Origin of the sequence: Sphaerotilus microaerophilus, assembly GCF_023734135.1 — a bacterium.
Taxonomy (GTDB): Bacteria; Pseudomonadota; Gammaproteobacteria; order Burkholderiales; family Burkholderiaceae_C; genus Sphaerotilus; species Sphaerotilus microaerophilus.
Genome location: NZ_AP025730.1, coordinates 2,298,422 through 2,315,083 on the forward strand (window position 1 = coordinate 2,298,422; position 16,662 = coordinate 2,315,083).

Here is a 16,662-nt window from a genome sequence, read left to right on the forward strand (position 1 = left end):
CTTGAGTCTGTCCACCTCGCTCGCACGCCGCCTCGCGCTCAAACTCACGCTGGCCTTCGTCGCGGTCGCGGCCGGCCTGCTGGCGGCCTCGATCTGGACTGGTCGCCTCGCCCTGCAGCGCGAGCACGAGGCCGCCTCTCTGCGCATGGCCGCGCTTTTCGAGGCCAGCCTGCACAACGCCATGCTCAAGCGCGATCTGCCCGGGCTGGAGAGCCTGCTGGAGCGCACCGGCAGCCTGCCCGGTCTGCAGGCGGCGGCGCTGCTGGAGCCGGGCGGCGAGGTGCGCTTCGCCTCCGCGCGGGCCCGCCTGCATGCCCGCGAGGCCGATGCGCTGGCCGGCCTGTGCATCCACGCGGCCTGTGGCGCACTGTCGGCGCCGCGCCTGGCCTGGCGTGAGCAGGACGGCACCCAGGCGCTGCGCGTGACCTACCCGGTGCGCAACCAGCCACGCTGCGGCGGCTGCCACGGTCCGGTGGCCGCCAAGCCGGTCAACGGCGTGCTGCTGCTGGACTTCCTGCCGATGGCCGCCGAGCAGACGGCCCGGCAGCGCGCCGGCACCTGGCTGCTGCCGGTCAGCCTGGCGGCGCTGGCGCTGCTGGGCCTGGCGACCGCCTGGGTGCTGCGCCGCGAGGTGCTGCAGCCGGTGTCGGCGCTCGCGACGCTGGCCGGCCGCTATGCGCAGGGCGACCTGAGCGCGCGCAGCGCTGTGGCGGGGCAGGACGAGCTGGCCTGGTTGGCGCGGGGCTTCGACCACATGGCGGCTCAGCTGCAGGCCCAGATGGCCGAGGTGTCGGCCCAGGGCGACTTCCTGCAGGCGCTGGTGGACGCCTCGCCCGACCCCATGGTGGTGCTGGCCGACGACCACCGCATCGTGCTGGCCAACGTGGCCTACGCCTTGCTGCTGGGCCGCCGCGCCGAGGAGGTGATCGGCCAGCCCTGCCACCGAATCAGCCGCAGTCAGGCCGACCCCTGTCCCGCGACCTTGCTGCAGTGCCCGCTGGCGCAGTGCCGCAGTCACCGGGCCGCTGGCGAGGCGCCGCCACCGCTGCGCACCGTGATGAGCTTCCGCCATGCCGACGGCCGGCCGATCGACGTCGAGGTGCACGCCGCCGCGCTCACTGGCCGACACGGCGAGCCGCTGGTGGTCGAGCTGATCCGCCCACTGGAGGACCAGGTGCGTGCCTCGCAGGAGCAGCGCCTGTCGGCCATCGGCCTGCTGGCCAACGGCGTGGCGCACGAGATCCACAACCCGCTGGCGTCGATCCGGCTGGCGCTGCAGTCCTCGCTGCGCGGCCTGGCCGACGAGTCGATCGAGCGCGAGGAGCTGATCGAGTACCTGCGCCTAGTGGACGACCAGATCGACCGCTGCGTTTCCATCACCCAGCGCCTGCTGCGCCTGAGCGAGCCCTCGGCCGAACTGGCCCAGCCGGTGGCGGTGCGTGCCGCGGTGGACGACGTGCTCGCGCTGCTGGCCGAGGAGATGCACCGCGCCGGCGTGCGCTGCGAGCTGCAGATCGAGCCACCGGCTGCGCGGGTGCTGATGGACGAGGGCGAGCTGCGCCAGGTGGTGGTCAACCTGGTGCAGAACGCCGTGCGGGCCATGCCCGGTGGTGGCCTGCTGCGCATTGAGGGTGAGCGCATGGATGGCGAGCGCGTTGAGGGCGCGATGCTGCGCCTGGCCGTCACCGACACCGGCGTGGGCATCCCGCCGGAGCAGTTGCCGCTGATCTTCCTGCCGTTCTACAGCCGCCGTGCCGACGGCCGGCGTGGCACCGGGCTGGGGCTGGCGATCTGCAAGGGCCTGGTCGAGCAGCGCGGCGGGGCGATCCGCGCCAGCAGCCGGCCGGGCGAGGGCAGCCGCTTCGAGGTCGACCTGCCCGATGCAGACGCCGGCGGCAGCCCGCCCGGCGAGCGCAGCGAGTCCGGTGAGCCGGGCGGGACTGGTTTCACGGAGGGCGCGTCATGAAGCCGAGCGTGCTGGTGGTCGAGGACGACGTCGTCCTCAATCGCATGCTGGTCAAGGCACTGGGCCGTGCCGGCTACGAGATGGGCAGCGCCCTCACTTGGGCGGACGCGCGCCGCCAGCTCGACGCGCAGGCGCCCGACGTGGTGCTGCTGGACATGAACCTGCCGGATGCGGAGGACTTCGGCCCGCTGGCCGAGATCGGCCACGAGCGGCCGACCGTGATGCTGACCGCCTACGGCTCGATCGACCACGCGGTCAAGGCCATCCGCATGGGCGCGGTGGACTACCTCGTCAAGCCGGTCAACCTCGACGAGCTGGAGCTGGTGATCCGCCGCGCGCTGGACGCCAGCCGCCTGAGCGCCGGCCGGGCGGTGGAGCAGGCCGCCAGCACGATCACGCGCACGCCCGATCTGCTTGGCGACAGCCCGGCGATGGGCCGGCTGTGGGAGATGCTGACCGCGGTGGCGGACAGCGACGTGACCGTGCTGGTCAGCGGCGAGAGCGGTGTGGGCAAGGAGCTGGTGGCGCACGCGGTGCACCGCGCCAGCCCGCGTGCGGCCGAGCGCATCGTCGCAGTGGACTGCTGCACGTTGCAGGAAACGCTGTTCGAGTCCGAGTTGTTCGGCCACGAGCGCGGCGCCTTCACCGGCGCGGACCGGCGCAAGCCCGGGCTGATCGAGGCGGCCGCGGGCGGCACGCTCTTCCTCGACGAGATCGGCGACATCGGTGCGGCCCTGCAGGCCAAGCTGCTGCGCGTGCTGGAGACCGGGCGCTTCCGCCGCGTGGGTGGCACGGCGGACCTGCGCGCCGACGTGCGCATCGTCGCGGCCACCAACCGCGACCTGCCGCGGCTGGTCCGGGAGGGGCAGTTCCGCGCCGACCTCTATTACCGCCTGAGCGCCTTCGTGATCGAGGTGCCGCCGCTGCGTGAGCGGCTGGAGGACATCCCGCTGCTGGTACAGCACTTTGCCGCCCGGCGGGCCCGCAACGGCGCGGCGCTGCCCTTCAGCGAGGCCACCCTGCAGCGCATGCGGGCCTACGGCTGGCCGGGCAACGTGCGCGAGCTGCGCAACGTGGTCGAGCGCGCTCTGCTGCTGGCCGCCCGCGAGGGCCGGGTCGAGCCGCGCCACCTGCCGGACTTCAGCGGGGGTCTGGAAGCCGAGGCGTCCATTGGCGCCGTGCCGGCCAGCTTGGCGGCGCTGCTGGGCGGTGAGCCCACGCTGGAGGCCATCGAGCAGCACTACCTCAGCCACCTGCTGGACAAGTACGACGGCAACCGCCGCAGGGTGGCGGACGTGCTGGGCGTGTCCGAACGGACCGCGTACCGGATGCTGGATCGCTATGGGCTGAAGTAGGCTGCGCCCTGGCTGGCGAGGAGCGGCGCGATGGCGGCGAGCGCCAGCAGGGCGGTCAGTGCCAGCAGGCCGCCCAGCAGGCGCAGCTGCTTGCCCAGCCGCGCCCGGTCGGCTCGCTGGGCCTCCAGCAGGTCGTCCAGGCGCGTCTCGATGGCCTTCAGCGCCTCCTGCATTCGGGCCTGCCGTTCGCCCTGGCGGTCGATGCGCTCCAGCGCCGCGTCCAGCCGCTCGGCCAGGCCACGCAGGCGGCCCACGGCGAGCCGGTCGGCGTCCTGCAAGCGGGCGGTTTCGGCTTCGAGCTTCAGGGTGAGCTGGGTGGCGCCGGTGAGCAGCGCCGCGGCCTGCTCGCCCCGCTCGCTGCGCTCGGCGTCGACGGCCCGGCCTAGCCGCTCCAGCCGCAGCTCATGGGCATCACCTACAGCGCGAAAACGCTCGCAGGCCACGTCGAGCCGGTCCATCGAGACATCCAGCGCATGCTGGACCTGGCGGATCAGGTCGGACGCCGCGACCGCGGGCTGGGTGCTGCGCTGCCGGGCAGCAGGGGCATCGTCGAGGAGGTCACCGGAGACGCGCATGGGTCGGGCTCGCATGAGGGGAAGACGCGAGCAACATCGGCCGCCGCCGCGAAAACCTGAGGGGCCGGGCGCCCCTCCCGACCCACGCCGTTCAGGGCCGGCCGATGGCGAGGTACTCGATGCCGAAGGTGCGGATGAGCTCGGGCTCGTAGAGATTGCGCCCGTCGAAGACGCGTTTGTCTTTCAGGCAGTCGCGCAGGGTGTCGAAGTCCGGCGTGCGGAACTCCTTCCACTCGGTGACGATGAGCAGCGCATCGGCGCCTTCGAGCGCCTGCTTCTGGTGCTCGGCGTAGCTCAGGCCGGCCCAGTCCGGGCCCTGCATCACCCGCTGCGCTTCCTCGCGCGCCACCGGGTCGTAGGCCTGGACCCTGGCGCCGCGCTTCAGGAGCTCTTCGATGATCACGCGGCTGGGCGCTTCGCGCATGTCGTCGGTGTTGGGCTTGAAGGCCAGGCCCCACATCGCGAAGGTTCGGCCGCCCAGGTCCTCGCCATAGGCCTTGACGACCTTGTTCACCAGCACGAGCTTCTGCTCGTCGTTGACCTGCTCGACCGCGTCGAGCAACTGGGTCGGCACCCCGTACTCGGCGGCGGTGCGCGCCAGCGCCTTGACGTCCTTGGGGAAGCAGCTGCCGCCGTAGCCGGTGCCGGCGTAGAGGAAGTGCGTGCCGATACGCGGGTCGCTGCCGATGCCCACGCGCACCGCCTCGATGTCCGCCCCCACCCGCTCGGCCAGGCGTGACAGCTCGTTCATGAAGCTGATGCGCGTGGCCAGCATCGCGTTGGCGGCGTACTTGGTGAACTCCGCGCTGCGGATGTCCATCACCAGCATGCGGTCGCGGTTGCGGATGAAGGGCTGGTACAGCGCGCGCATGAGCAGGATGGCCTGCTCGTCGTCGGCGCCGATCACCACCCGGTCAGGCCGGGCAAAGTCCTGCACCGCCGCACCTTCCTTGAGGAACTCGGGGTTGGAGCAGACCGCGAACTTCAGGTCCGTCATGCCGCGCCTGGCCAGCTCGTCGGTGATCGCGGCCTTGACCTTGTCGGCGGTGCCCACCGGCACGGTGGACTTGTCGACCACGACCTTGTAGTCGGTCATCAGGCGGCCGATGTTGCGCGCCGCGGCGATGACGTACTGCAGGTCGGCCGAGCCGTCCTCGTCGGGCGGGGTGCCCACGGCGATGAACTGGATGGTGCCGTGCGCGACCGAGCGGGCGATGTCAGTGGTGAACTCCAGCCGCCCGGCGGTGCGGTTGCGCTGCACGATCTCCAGCAGCCCGGGCTCGTGGATGGGGATGCCGCCTTCTTCCAGGATGCGGATCTTGGCTGGGTCCAGGTCCAGGCAGAGCACGTGGTTGCCCATTTCGGCCAGGCAGGCGCCTGTGACCAGACCGACGTAGCCGGTGCCGATGACGGTGATTTTCATTCTTGGGGTTCCTCTGTAGTTGCGTAGGCGTGCCACCCATGGGGCAGCCGATTGGCGAAATTATCGGATCTGCAGGGTCTGCACCGGTGCCACGGCAGTGCGTCTTACGCGGCATAGGTCACTCTGGACTCCCACTTGTGGGGGAGCGTGGATTTGCCATGTTGGCGGCACGATGGTTGGCCGATCACAACGGGGATGAAGGATGACAGCGTTGCATGACAGTTCCGAGCACGGTCTACCCCACCTGGGCAGGCAGCGCCGCCGCCTGTGTTGCGCAGCCGCACTTTTTGGGTGCCTTTGGCGCGAGGGCAGGGCGGCAGGTAGGGCGATCGCCGCGGTGCAGGGGGCACCGGCGCTGCTGCTGGCCAGCGATTGGGTGCCAGGCCGCAGCCCGGCCGGCTTCCTGGTCGCCGAAAAGTTCGACGGCGTGCGGGCCTTCTGGGACGGCCGGCAGTTGCGCACGCGCAGCGGGCAGGTGCTCGGGGCGCCGGCCTGGTTCCTGGAGCGCCTGCCTGCGGACCAGCCGCTGGACGGTGAGTTGTGGCTGGGGCATGGCCGTTTCGACGACACCTCGGCGCTGCTGCGCCGCCAGCGGGTGGACGACGCGGCGTGGCGCACGCTGCGCTACCAGCTGTTCGAGCTGCCCGATGCGCCGGGCCCGTTCGCCGAACGGGCCGAGTTGCTGCGCGCGCTGGTGCAGCGCCTGGGCTGGGCGCAGCTGCAGGCGGCGGAACAGCGGCGCATTGGCGATGCGGCGGCACTGCAGGCGCGCCTGGCCGAGGTGGTTCAGGCCGGAGGAGAGGGGCTGATGCTGCACCGGGCCGACGCCCCTTATGTGACGGGGCGCTCCGAGCTGCTCTACAAGCTCAAGCCGCAGCAGGACGCCGAGGCGACGGTGGTTGGCTACACCGCGGGGCGGGGGCGGCATGCCGGGCGCGTCGGCGCGCTGCGTGTGCGTGACGACACAGGCCGCGAGTTCCTGCTCGGCTCGGGCCTGAGCGACGCGCAACGCGAGGATCCACCGCCGGTTGGCGCCCTGGTGACCTACACCCACCGCGGCGAGACGAGCCGCGGCCTGCCGCGCTTCGCCACCTTCCTGCGTGTGCGTGACGAGCCCTGACGCAGCTGGCCGATGCGCGGCCGGACTGCGGTATGTTCCGGGGCATGCCTTTCGATTCATCCGCTGGTGCCGACTTCAGCTTCTTCTGGCACGACTACGAAACCTTCGGCCGCGTGCCCCGGCGCGACCGGCCGGCGCAGTTCGCCGGCCTCCGCACCAACGCGGCGCTGGAAGAGATCGACGCGCCGGTGATGTTCCACTGCCGGCCCGCACCCGACTACCTGCCCGACCCGGAGAGCTGCCTGCTCACCGGCATCCTGCCGCAGACCTGCCTGGCGCAGGGCCTGCCCGAGCAGGCCTTTGCCGACGCGATCCTGGAGCAGCTGGGCCGCCCGGGCACGGTGGGCGTGGGCTACAACTCGATCCGCTTCGACGACGAGGTGACGCGCCACCTCTTCTGGCGCAACCTGATCGACCCCTACGGCCGCGAGTGGCAGAACGGCTGCGGCCGCTGGGACCTGCTCGACGTGCTGCGCTGCACCTGGTCGCTGCGCCCCGAGGGCATCCAGTGGCCGACGCACCCGGACGGCCGCCCGAGCTTCAAGCTCGAGGACCTCACCGCCGCCAACGGCCTGGCGCACGAGGCCGCGCACGATGCGCTGTCGGACGTGCGCGCCACCCTGGCGCTGGCGCGCCTGGTGCGCGAACGCCAGCCGCGCCTGTGGGACTTCTGCCTGAAGCTGCGCAGCAAGCAGGCGGTGCTCGCCGAGATCGGCGTGGGCCGGCCCTTCCTGCACATCTCCGGCATGTACGGGCCGGAGCGCGGCTGCCTGGCGGTGGTCTGGCCGCTGGCGCCGCACCCGACGAACAGGAACGAGGTCATCGTGTGGGACCTGGCCGGGGACCCGGCCGAGCTGTTCACGCTCAACGCCGAGGCGATCCGCCTGCGCCTGTTCACCCGCGCCGAGGACCTGCCCAAGGGCCTGCGGCGCCTGCCGATCAAGACGATTCACATCAACAAGTCGCCGATCGTGATCGGCAACCTGAAGACGCTGACCCCGGCCGTTGCCGCGCGCTGGGGAGTGGACCTGGACGCCGCGCTGCGCCACGCCGAGGTGGCGGCACGCCGCGGCGCCAGCCTGGGCGGGCTGTGGGACGAGGTCTTCGCCCGCCCGGCGGGGCAGGACGCGCCCGACGTGGACGAGGACCTCTACGGCGGCTTCATCGGCAACGCCGACCGCCGCACCCTGGAGCGCCTGCGCACGCTGCCGCCGGCCGAGCTGGCCGATCGGCATCCGGCTTTCGAGGACGGCCGGCTCGACGAGCTGCTGTTCCGCTATCGCGCCCGCAACCACCCCGCCACGCTCAGCGCCGAAGAGGCCGCGCAGTGGCGCTCGCACTGCGCCGAGCGCCTGCATGCGGGAGCGGGCGGCGCGCTGACGCTGGCGGCCTTCTTCGAGCGCATCGACCAGCTCGGCGACGGCCTGGCCGAGGACGACGAGCGCGGCCAGGCCATCCTGGGCGCCCTGTACGACTACGCCGAGCAGATCGCTCCAGACGCGCCCTGAGCCGCCTCCTTCGACCGAGCGCCCCCGCCGCACCGACCGCACCGACCGTTTCCCGAGAACCAGACCATGACCATCCAGTGGTTCCCCGGCCACATGGCCACGACCAAGCGCGCGATCGCCGAGCGCATGAAGGCCGGCATCGACGTCGTCATCGAGATGCTCGACGCGCGCCTGCCCGGCTCCAGCGCCAACCCGCTGCTGGGTGACCTCACCCGTGCCAAGCCGACGCTGAAGATCCTCAACAAGCAGGACCTGGCCGACCCCGCGTGCACTGCCGCCTGGCTGGCGCACTACAACGCCCTGCCGGGCACCCGCGCCATCGGCCTGGACGCGAGCGAAACCGCGCCGGCGCAGCGGCTGATCGCCGCCAGCAAGGAGCTGGCGCCGTTCCGCGGCGGGCTGGTCAAGCCGCTGCGCCTGATGATCTGCGGCGTGCCCAACGTCGGCAAGTCCACGCTGATCAACACGCTGGTGGGCAAGCGCGCGGCCAAGACCGGCGACGAGCCGGGCATCACCAAGCAGGAGCAGCGCATCGCGCTGGCCAGCGACGTCTACCTCTACGACACGCCGGGCATGCTCTGGCCCAAGATCCTTGTCGACCAGAGCGGCTACAACCTGGCCGCCAGCGGGGCAGTCGGGCGCAACGCGCTGGAAGAGGAAGTGGTGGCTGCCGAGCTGCTGGGCTATGTGCGCCGCCACTACCCGGGGCGCATCGAGGCGCGCTACAAGCTGGGCGAACCCCACGGTGGCAAGGGCGCCCAGGCGGACATTGCTGCACTCAATGACGCCGAGCTGCTCGAAGCCATCGGCCGGCGCCGTGGTGCCGTGCTGCCGGGGGGCCGCATCAACACCCAGAAGGCCGCCGAGATGGTGCTCAACGAGTTCCGCAGCGGGGCGCTGGGTCGGGTGTCGCTGGAAACGCCTGAGGAGCTGGCCGAGTGGACCGCCGCTGCGCTGGCAGCCGAGGCCGAGCGGGAGAAGGAGCGCGTGCCCCGCCGCCAGCGCGGGCGCGCCGCGCAGTTCGATGACGAGGCGCCAGAGGCTTTGGATGGGGGCGACGACCCCGGCGCGGCTTGACCTGCGCCAGCCTTGCGGGGAACTGACGGGCCTACACTCGCCAGCGTTGTCCCTTCCCGCCACATCCGACAAAGAAGCACAGCCATGACCCGAGTCGTCATCAGCGGCACCGGCCTGTTCCAGCCGTCCGAAGTCATCACCAACGCGGAGCTGGTCGAGGCCTTCAATGCCTACGCAGCGCTGCAGAACGAGCAGAACGCTGCCGAGATCGCCGCCGGTACGGCCACGCCGATCGAGCCCTCCAGCGTCGAGTTCATCGAAAAGGCCTCGGGCATCCGGCAGCGCTACGTGCTCGACAAGACCGGCGTGCTCGACCCCACGCGCATGTACCCGCGCTTCAAGGAACGGGCCGACGACCAGCTCTCGCTGATGGCCGAGATCGCTGCCGACGCCGCGCGCAAGGCCCTGGCCACGGCCAACCGGACCGGTGCGGACGTGGACATGGTGATCTGCTCGGCCGCCAACATGCAGCGCGCCTACCCGGCGATGGCGGTGGAGATCCAGCAGGCAGTCGGCGCGCGCGGCTTCGGCTTCGACATGAACGTGGCCTGCTCGTCGGCCACCTTCGGCATCGAGCAGGCGGTCAACGCGGTCAAGGCCGGCACCGCGAAATGCGTGCTGATGGTCAACCCGGAGATCACCTCCGCCCACCTGGAGTGGCGCGACCGCGACTGCCACTTCATCTTCGGCGACGTCTGCACCGCCGTGGTGGTCGAAGCCGCCGACACCGCCACCTCGGCGGATCAGTGGGAGGTGCTGGGCACGAAGCTGGCCACACAGTTCTCCAACAACATCCGCAATAACTTCGGCTTCATGAACAGCGCCGAGGACAGCGACCCGAACGCGCGCGACAAGAAGTTCCGCCAGGAGGGCCGCAAGGTCTTCAAGGAAGTGGTGCCGATGGCGGCGGCGCACATCGCCGAGCACCTGCACGCCCTGCAATTCGAGCCCACCCAGGTGCGCCGTTACTGGCTGCACCAGGCCAACCTGGGCATGAACCAGCTGGTGATCAAGAAGCTGGTCGGCGCAGAGGTCAAGGCGGGCGACGACGTTGCGCCGCTGATCCTGGATACCTATGCCAACACCGCGTCGGCGGGATCGATCATCGCCTTCCACGAGCACCGTGCCGACCTGGCTGCCGGTGACCTGGGCGTGATCTGCTCGTTCGGCGCGGGCTACTCGATTGGTAGCGTGATCACGCGCAAGTTCTGACGCGGCTGCCGCGGCGGGCAGGAGGCCCGCCGGGCAGGGGGGCGATCGGCCGTTCAGTCGACCAGTGCGGCCGGCATGGTTTCCCTGACTGGCTGACGCGGGGGCAGGGCCGGCAGGGCGGGCAGGCTGCCGTCGGCCGCCCAGCGCGCCAGCCACTCCTCGGCGGGGCCGGGCCGTCCGTAGAAGTAGCCCTGCAGGATGACGCCCTCGGCCCGCGCGGCGAGGAACTGCGTCTGGGCCGGCTCTTCCACCCCCTCGGCCACCACCTTCAGGCCCATGTGGCTGGCCACGGAGAGGATGGTTTCGACCAGCGCGGCATCGTCGGCGCGGCGGGTGACGTCCTGGATGAAGCTGCGGTCGATCTTCAGCTCGGAGATCGGCAGGCGTTTCAGGTAGGCCAGTGACGAATAGCCGGTACCGAAGTCGTCGATCGAGAAGTGCAGCCCCAGCGCGCGCAGCGCCTGCATGCGCTCGATGGTCTGCTCGACGTTGCCGATCACCAGGCCTTCGGTGATCTCCAGGGTCAGCAGGTGCGGGTCGATGGCGTGCTCGGCCAGCAACTGCTGCATCCAGGTCACGAAATCGGGCTGGCGGAACTGGCGCGGGCTGAGGTTGATCGACAGCGGCAGCGACCGCCCGGCGCGCGCCTGTTCGGCGATCAGCCGCATGGCCTCGGTGACGACCCAGCGCCCCAGGCTGACGATCAGGTCCGATTCCTCGGCGATCGGGATGAACACGCCCGGTGACACCAGGCCCTGGACGGGGTGCTGCCAGCGCACCAGCGCCTCGGCCCCGGTCCAGCGGCCGGAGGTGTCCACCTGCGGCTGCAGGTACAGGCGCAGCTGGTCCTCGACCAGCGCCTGGCGCAGGTCCCGGTCGATGCGAAAACGCTGCTCGGCGGCGTCGCCCATCGCCGACTCGAAGAAGGCGATCTGCGCGCCTCCGTGGGCCTTGGCCTGGTTCAGCGCCGTGGTGGCGTGGCGCAGCACCTGCGCGGCGCCCTGCTCGCTGCTGCCGGTCTCCTGGCCGTGGCCGTCGGGGCACAGCGCGATGCCGATGCTGGCGCTCACCGTCACCTGGTCTCCTGCGCTGTCCAAGGTCAGCGGTTCCAGCAGGGCGTCCTGCATCTGGCTCGCGAAGGCGTAGGCCTGGTGGCCGGCCGCGGCCGCGTCAGCATCCAGGTCGGGCAGCAGGGTGGCGAACTCGTCCGTCCCAAGGCGGGCGACCAGGCGCTCGCTGCCGGCCAGCGCACTCAGCCGGACGCCGAGGGCGTGCAGCAGGGCGTCCCCGGCCGCCTGGCCGCGCGCTTCGTTGACGGTCTTGAAGCGGTCGATGTTCAGGTGCACCAGGGCAGCGTGACGGCCCTGGAGGCGGTTCTGCCGCAGCACCTGGCCCAGCCGCTCTTCGAGCTGGCTGCGGTTGGGCAGCCCGGTGACCGGGTCATGCCGCGCCAGGTGGTGCAGGCGCGCCTCGGCCTCGCGCCGGGCGGTGATGTCCTGGCGCAGCCAGACGTGGTGCGTGATGCCGCCATCGGGCTGGCGCAGCGGGCTCACCCGCGTGGCCTCGATGCGCACGCTGCCGTCGACGTGCTGGCCGCGCAGCTCGCCACGCCAGGCCTGCCCGCAGGCCAGGGTCTGCAGGATCGCGTCGTGGCTGTCGGGGTCGAGGTTCATGGCGCCCAGGCTCCTCACGTCCGCGCCCAGGGCCTGGTCCGCGTCGCGCCCGAGCCGGCTCAGGGCGGCCGGGTTGGCGTACTCGACCCGGCCGCGCGTGTCGGTGATGAGCACGCCCTCGGGGCTCTGCTCGATGACCTGCGAGAACTTGCGCAGCTCGAACTCCCGCTCTGCCAGCTCGGCCGAGGTGCGACGCTCACGATCGATGCGCAGCCGGTAGCTGTGGCGCGCGGCCAGCCCCATTGCCGCAGCCAGGGCGAACATGATGCAGAAGTAGAAGGCGACGATCAGCTCGCTGTCGCGCACCGCTGTGCCCACCCAGCCTCGGCCCTCGGCCCAGGCCGCCAGGCCGTACAACGCGGCGGTTGCGCCGGTCATCAGCAGCGTCGTGCGCTGCCCCAGCATCCAGGCTGCACCGCTGATCAGCACCAGGAAGGTGGTCCAGTTGACGTTGTGCACGCCGCCGTGCATCCAGACGAAGGCCGTGTTCAGGCTCCAGCCGCCCCAGAGCAGCAGCTGCGCGGCGGCGCGCGGGTGGCCATTGCGCAGCAGCCACAGCACCAGCAGGGAGGTGGCGAGGAAGGCGCCGCTGATCCCCACATTCATGTCGACCTGCCCCGCGGTGACCAGGCGCAGCGCCATCAGCCCCAGGTTGGCCAGGGCCCCGGCCGTGGCGATGACGCTCAGCAGGCGCAGCACCGACGGATCCGCCTGGCCCTGTCCCGGCGGGGGGCGGCGGATTGCCTGCGCATCGCGTGCCTGCGTCGTGGTCATGGGGTTCTGCCGATCATTCGTCTGCGGACTGTAAAGAGCACAGCGGGTGGCCGATCGGACGTTCAACGTCCTGAATCGGGGCCTTCTCCCGTGCGCCAGCCCGGTTCATTCGCCGGGCGTCAGGCACCGAGTGCCGTGGCGGTGGCGGCGATGTCGGCGCCCGCCAGCGGCTGCGGCGTTCCAGCGGCCCGGCCAGGGAGCGGGGGCAGGACCTGCTGCTCCTGCCAGCGCTGCAGCCACTCACGGGCCGGCGCGGGCTTGCCGAACAGGTAGCCCTGCAGGATCACGCTGGCGTCGCGGCGGGCGAGGAAATCCGCCTGCTCCTGTGTCTCGACGCCCTCGGCCACCACCTTCAGCTGCATGTGTGCAGCCACCGACAGGATGGTCTCGACCAGGGCCGCGTCGTCCGGGTGTGTCGGCGCGTCCTGGATGAAGGCCTTGTCGATCTTCAGCTCCGAGATCGGCAGGCGCTTCAGGTAGGCCAGCGAGGAGTAGCCCGTGCCGAAGTCGTCGATCGAGAAGTGCAGTCCCCGGGCGCGCAGCTCCTTCATCCGCGCGATGGCCTGCTCGACGTTGCCGATCACCAGCCCCTCGGTCACTTCCAGAGTCAGCAGGCCGGGGTCCACGCCCTGTTCGGCCAACAGGTTGCACAGCCAGGGCACGAAATCGCCCTGGCGGAACTGCCTCGGGCTGAGGTTGACCGACAGCGGCAGCGCCAGGCCCGCCCGGGCCGCTGTGGCCATCAGCCGCACCGCTTCGGTGAACACCCAGCGGCCGACGCCGACGATCAGCTCGGACTCCTCGGCGATCGGGATGAACAGCCCTGGCGACACCATGCCCTGCGTCGGGTGCTGCCAGCGCACCAGCGCCTCTGCGCCGGTCCAGCGGCCCTTGGCATCGACCTGCGGCTGCAGGAACAGGCGCAGCTGGTGGTCCGCCAGCGCCTCGCGCAGGTCGCGTTCGACGCGGAAGCGCTGCTGGGCGGCATCGCCCATCGCCGCCTCGAAGAAGGCTGTGTGCGCGCCGCCGTGGCGCTTGGCCTCGCTGAGTGCGTTGGCGGCGCGGCGCAGGGCCTCTGCCGGGGTGTCGACCTCGCTGGCCGGGCACAGCGCGATGCCGATGCTGGCGGTCACCGTGACCGGCTCGGCCTGCGAGAGTTGCAGCGGCTGCAGCAGCGCCTCGTGCACCTGGCAGGCCAGGCCGTAGGCCTGGTGGCTGGCGGCGCCGGCCTCGGCCTCCAGGTCGGGCAGGAGCACCGCGAACTCGTCGGCGCCCACGTGCGCCAGCAGCTCGTGGCGGTACAGCAGGCCGCGCAGGCGTTGCGCCAGGGCCTGCAGCAGGGCATCGCCGACGCCCTGGCCGCGGGCCTCGTTGACGGTCTTGAAGCGGTCGATGTTGAGCACGACCAGGGCGAGGTGGCACCTTGCCTGCGTGGCCTGCTTCAGCCGCTCAGCCAGGCGCGCCTCCAGCTCCCGGCGGTTGGGCAGGCCGGTGAGTGCGTCGTGGCGCTCCAGGTGGGCCACGCGGGCCTCGGCCTCGCGCCGCGCGGTGATGTCCTGCTGCAGCCAGACGTGGTGCGTCGCCTGCCCATCGGGCTGGCGCACCGGCGCGATGGTGATCGACTCGACCGACTCGTGGCCGTCGCCGCGGCGCAGGTGCAGCTCGCCGCGCCAGGGCCGCGTCTCGCGCAGTGCCGTCGACAGCGAGCGCAACGTGGCCGTGTTGGTCCGCGGGCTGACCAACTGGCGTGCGTCCCGCCCGATCAGGGCGGACGCGGCGCAGCCGGCTCGCTCCAGCGCGATGGCGTTGGCGTACTCGATGCGGCCCTTCAGGTCGGTGATCAGCACGCTCTCGGGGCTTTGTTCAAGCGCCTGCGTCAGCTTGTGCATGTCGGCCTCGCGCAGCGCGAGGGCCTCCGAGTAGCGCTGCTCCCGCGCCAGGCGCTGCTTGTAGCTGCGCCGCGACAGCAGCGTGAGCGTGGCGATCAGCCCCAGGACCATGACGTTGTAGGTGCCGACGTAGGGGGCCGGCAGCACGGGGGCGGGTGGGAGCCACCCGTTGACTTCGCTGGTGAGGAACACGGCCTGGGCCAGCAAGGTCATGCCCGCCATGGCCAGGGCCGGGCGGTGGCCAAGCAGCCAGGCGCACGCCACCAGCAGGACGGCGTAGTTCATCGTGTTGACGCTGCGCGCGCCGCCGGCCTGCCAACCGAGGAAGGTGGTGATCAGCCAGCCGCTCCCCAACAGGAGGTGCGCCGCGGGGCGCCAGTTGCCGCGCCGGGTCAGCAGCAGGATGCCGATGCAGAGGGCCGCGTAGACGAAGTTCGCGGTGACGCTGCGGTCGAAGCCTGCGCCGCCGTGTGTCAGCCGGATCGTGCCGATGACGAGGCAGGTGGGGACGCCGATGGCTGCGCAGGCCTGCAGGAGCCGCCGCCCCAGCTCGTCGCGATCATCCGGATCGTCATCTGGCCGGAAACCGGCCCCCTGTGCCTTGCCCTGACTTGTTTTCATGTTTGCAGACTCGTTCAACCCTGGCCGCAACTGGACCATGCTTCGCCCCGCGACAATCGCGGCGTGAAACCTGCAAATCCTGAGCTTCTCCTGCCCGCCGGCTCGCTGGACCGCATGCGTGCGGCCTACGACTTCGGCGCCGATGCCGTCTATGCCGGCCAGCCGCGCTACTCGCTGCGTGCGCGCAACAACGAGTTCCGCCTCGAACAGCTTGCCCAGGGCATTGCCGAGGCCCATGCGCGCGGCAAGCGCTTCTTCGTCACCAGCAACCTGCTGGCGCACAACGACAAGGTGCGCACCTATCTGCGCGACCTCGCGCCGGTGGTCGAGCTTCGGCCGGACGCGCTGATCATGGCCGACGCCGGCCTGATCATGCTGGTGCGCGAGGAGATGGAGCGCGGGCGATGGCCCGAGATCCCGATCCACCTCTCGGTGCAGGCCAACACCACCAACTGGGCGGCGGTGAAGTTCTGGCAGCGTGCCGGGGTGTCGCGCATCATCCTGTCGCGCGAGTTGAGCCTGGGCGAGATCGAGCAGATCCGCAACGAGTGCCCGGACGTCGAGCTGGAGGTCTTCGTGCACGGCGCGCTGTGCATCGCCTACTCCGGGCGCTGCCTGCTGTCGGGCTACTTCAACCGCCGCGACCCCAACCAGGGCACCTGCACCAACGCCTGCCGCTGGAGCTACGGCGCCCAGCCCGGCAGCGAGGCCAACGATGCGGGCGAGGTGCAGCCGCTGTCTTCCGTGGCCACGCTGGACCAAGGCTTCGATTTCACCGCCGAGCAGGCACGCGCCGACGATGCCTTCGCCGCCTGTGGTGGCGCACCCCGTCACCCCGCGGCCGATCGTGTCTACCTGCTCGAAGAGACCGCACGCCGCGCCGGCGAGCTCATGCCCATCATGGAGGACGAGCACGGCACCTACATCCTCAACAGCCGTGACCTGCGCGCGGTCGAGCACGTCGAGCGGCTGGTCAAGATCGGCGTGGACTCGCTGAAGATCGAGGGCCGCACCAAGAGCCGCTACTACGTGGCGCGCACCGCGCAGGTCTACCGCCGGGCGATCGACGATGCCGTGGCCGGGCGGCGCTTCGACCCCGCGCTGCTGGTCGAGCTGGAAGGCCTGGCCAGCCGCGGTTACACGCCCGGCTTCCTGGACCGCCACGCCGCGCAGGACCTGCAGAACTACGCCACCGGCCATTCGGTGGCGCTGCGCAGCCAGTACGTGGCGGAGGTGCTGGGCGTGGGCGAGGACGGCTGGGCCGAGGTCGAGACCAAGAACCGCTTTGCCGTGGGCGACACGCTGGAGATCGTGCACCCCGCAGGCAACCGCCACGTCGCGCTGGCCGAGATGCGCAACCTGGACGGTGAGCCGATCACCGTGGCGCCCGGCAGCCCGCTGCGCGTGCGCATCCCGATCGGCCTGCCCGCCGAAGGGGCGCTGATCGCCCGCCTGCTGGGTGATTGATT

11 protein-coding genes are annotated in these 16,662 nt (G+C 71.2%); 7 read left to right on the forward strand and 4 right to left on the reverse strand.

Annotation, left to right across the window (positions count from 1 at the left end):
• Position 1 precedes the first annotated feature (1 nt).
• Positions 2 to 1,966 carry a sensor histidine kinase gene (locus NGK70_RS10035; protein ID WP_251973095.1) on the forward strand — a complete coding sequence of 655 codons (1,965 nt, stop codon included), beginning with the start codon at positions 2 to 4 and terminating at the stop codon, positions 1,964 to 1,966.
• Positions 1,963 to 3,321: a sigma-54-dependent transcriptional regulator gene (locus NGK70_RS10040; protein WP_251973096.1), complete on the forward strand. Its 1,359-nt coding sequence runs from the start codon at positions 1,963 to 1,965 to the stop codon at positions 3,319 to 3,321. The genes NGK70_RS10035 and NGK70_RS10040 overlap by 4 nt, the downstream gene beginning before the upstream one ends.
• Here NGK70_RS10040 and NGK70_RS10045 read toward each other — a convergent pair.
• Positions 3,306 to 3,896, reverse strand: a complete 591-nt coding sequence (locus NGK70_RS10045; protein ID WP_251973097.1) for a hypothetical protein — start codon at positions 3,894 to 3,896, stop codon at positions 3,306 to 3,308. The two genes, NGK70_RS10040 and NGK70_RS10045, sit on opposite strands and share 16 nt — an antisense overlap.
• Positions 3,897 to 3,987: 91 nt before the next feature.
• Positions 3,988 to 5,319: a UDP-glucose dehydrogenase family protein gene (locus NGK70_RS10050; RefSeq protein ID WP_251973098.1), complete on the reverse strand. Its 1,332-nt coding sequence runs from the start codon at positions 5,317 to 5,319 to the stop codon at positions 3,988 to 3,990.
• A gap of 337 nt (positions 5,320 to 5,656) precedes the next feature.
• On the opposite strand from NGK70_RS10050, the gene NGK70_RS10055 reads away from it, so the two are divergent.
• The 4 genes from NGK70_RS10055 to NGK70_RS10070 all read left to right on the forward strand — a co-directional run bounded on the left by NGK70_RS10055 (position 5,657) and on the right by NGK70_RS10070 (position 10,236).
• Positions 5,657 to 6,439 (forward strand): DNA ligase, encoded by a 783-nt coding sequence (locus NGK70_RS10055; RefSeq protein ID WP_251973099.1) that lies wholly within the window; start codon positions 5,657 to 5,659, stop codon positions 6,437 to 6,439.
• 44 nt (positions 6,440 to 6,483) lie between these two features.
• Entirely contained in the window at positions 6,484 to 7,947 is a 1,464-nt protein-coding gene (gene sbcB / locus NGK70_RS10060; protein ID WP_251973100.1) for an exodeoxyribonuclease I, read from the forward strand.
• A 66-nt stretch (positions 7,948 to 8,013) separates the two neighbouring features.
• Entirely contained in the window at positions 8,014 to 9,024 is a 1,011-nt protein-coding gene (gene ylqF / locus NGK70_RS10065; RefSeq protein WP_251973101.1) for a ribosome biogenesis GTPase YlqF, read from the forward strand.
• Positions 9,025 to 9,108: 84 nt separating this feature from the next.
• Positions 9,109 to 10,236, forward strand: a complete 1,128-nt coding sequence (locus tag NGK70_RS10070) for a beta-ketoacyl-ACP synthase III (protein WP_251973102.1) — start codon at positions 9,109 to 9,111, stop codon at positions 10,234 to 10,236.
• Between the two features lie 53 nt (positions 10,237 to 10,289).
• On the opposite strand, the gene NGK70_RS10075 is transcribed toward NGK70_RS10070, so the two are convergent.
• On the reverse strand, positions 10,290 to 12,683 hold the full coding sequence (locus NGK70_RS10075) for a putative bifunctional diguanylate cyclase/phosphodiesterase (RefSeq protein WP_251973103.1): 2,394 nt from the start codon (positions 12,681 to 12,683) through the stop codon (positions 10,290 to 10,292).
• Positions 12,684 to 12,802: 119 nt separating this feature from the next.
• A complete protein-coding gene (locus tag NGK70_RS10080) occupies positions 12,803 to 15,193 on the reverse strand; it encodes a putative bifunctional diguanylate cyclase/phosphodiesterase (RefSeq protein ID WP_251973104.1) in 2,391 nt (796 codons plus the stop codon).
• A gap of 114 nt (positions 15,194 to 15,307) precedes the next feature.
• On the opposite strand from NGK70_RS10080, the gene trhP reads away from it, so the two are divergent.
• Positions 15,308 to 16,660, forward strand: a complete 1,353-nt coding sequence (gene trhP, locus NGK70_RS10085) for a prephenate-dependent tRNA uridine(34) hydroxylase TrhP (protein WP_251973735.1) — start codon at positions 15,308 to 15,310, stop codon at positions 16,658 to 16,660.
• Positions 16,661 to 16,662 lie beyond the last annotated feature (2 nt).

Bases quoted from the DNA above. Each gene is read 5' to 3' on its own strand.
- NGK70_RS10040 (WP_251973096.1), top strand. From the start codon at position 1,963: ATGAAGCCGAGCGTGCTGGTGGTCGAGGACGACGTCGTCCTCAATCGC.
- NGK70_RS10045 (WP_251973097.1), bottom strand. From the start codon at position 3,896: ATGCGCGTCTCCGGTGACCTCCTCGACGATGCCCCTGCTGCCCGGCAG.
- NGK70_RS10050 (WP_251973098.1), bottom strand. From the start codon at position 5,319: ATGAAAATCACCGTCATCGGCACCGGCTACGTCGGTCTGGTCACAGGC.
- sbcB (WP_251973100.1), top strand. From the start codon at position 6,484: ATGCCTTTCGATTCATCCGCTGGTGCCGACTTCAGCTTCTTCTGGCAC.
- ylqF (WP_251973101.1), top strand. From the start codon at position 8,014: ATGACCATCCAGTGGTTCCCCGGCCACATGGCCACGACCAAGCGCGCG.
- NGK70_RS10070 (WP_251973102.1), top strand. From the start codon at position 9,109: ATGACCCGAGTCGTCATCAGCGGCACCGGCCTGTTCCAGCCGTCCGAA.
- NGK70_RS10075 (WP_251973103.1), bottom strand. From the start codon at position 12,683: ATGACCACGACGCAGGCACGCGATGCGCAGGCAATCCGCCGCCCCCCG.
- NGK70_RS10080 (WP_251973104.1), bottom strand. From the start codon at position 15,193: ATGAAAACAAGTCAGGGCAAGGCACAGGGGGCCGGTTTCCGGCCAGAT.
- trhP (WP_251973735.1), top strand. From the start codon at position 15,308: ATGCGTGCGGCCTACGACTTCGGCGCCGATGCCGTCTATGCCGGCCAG.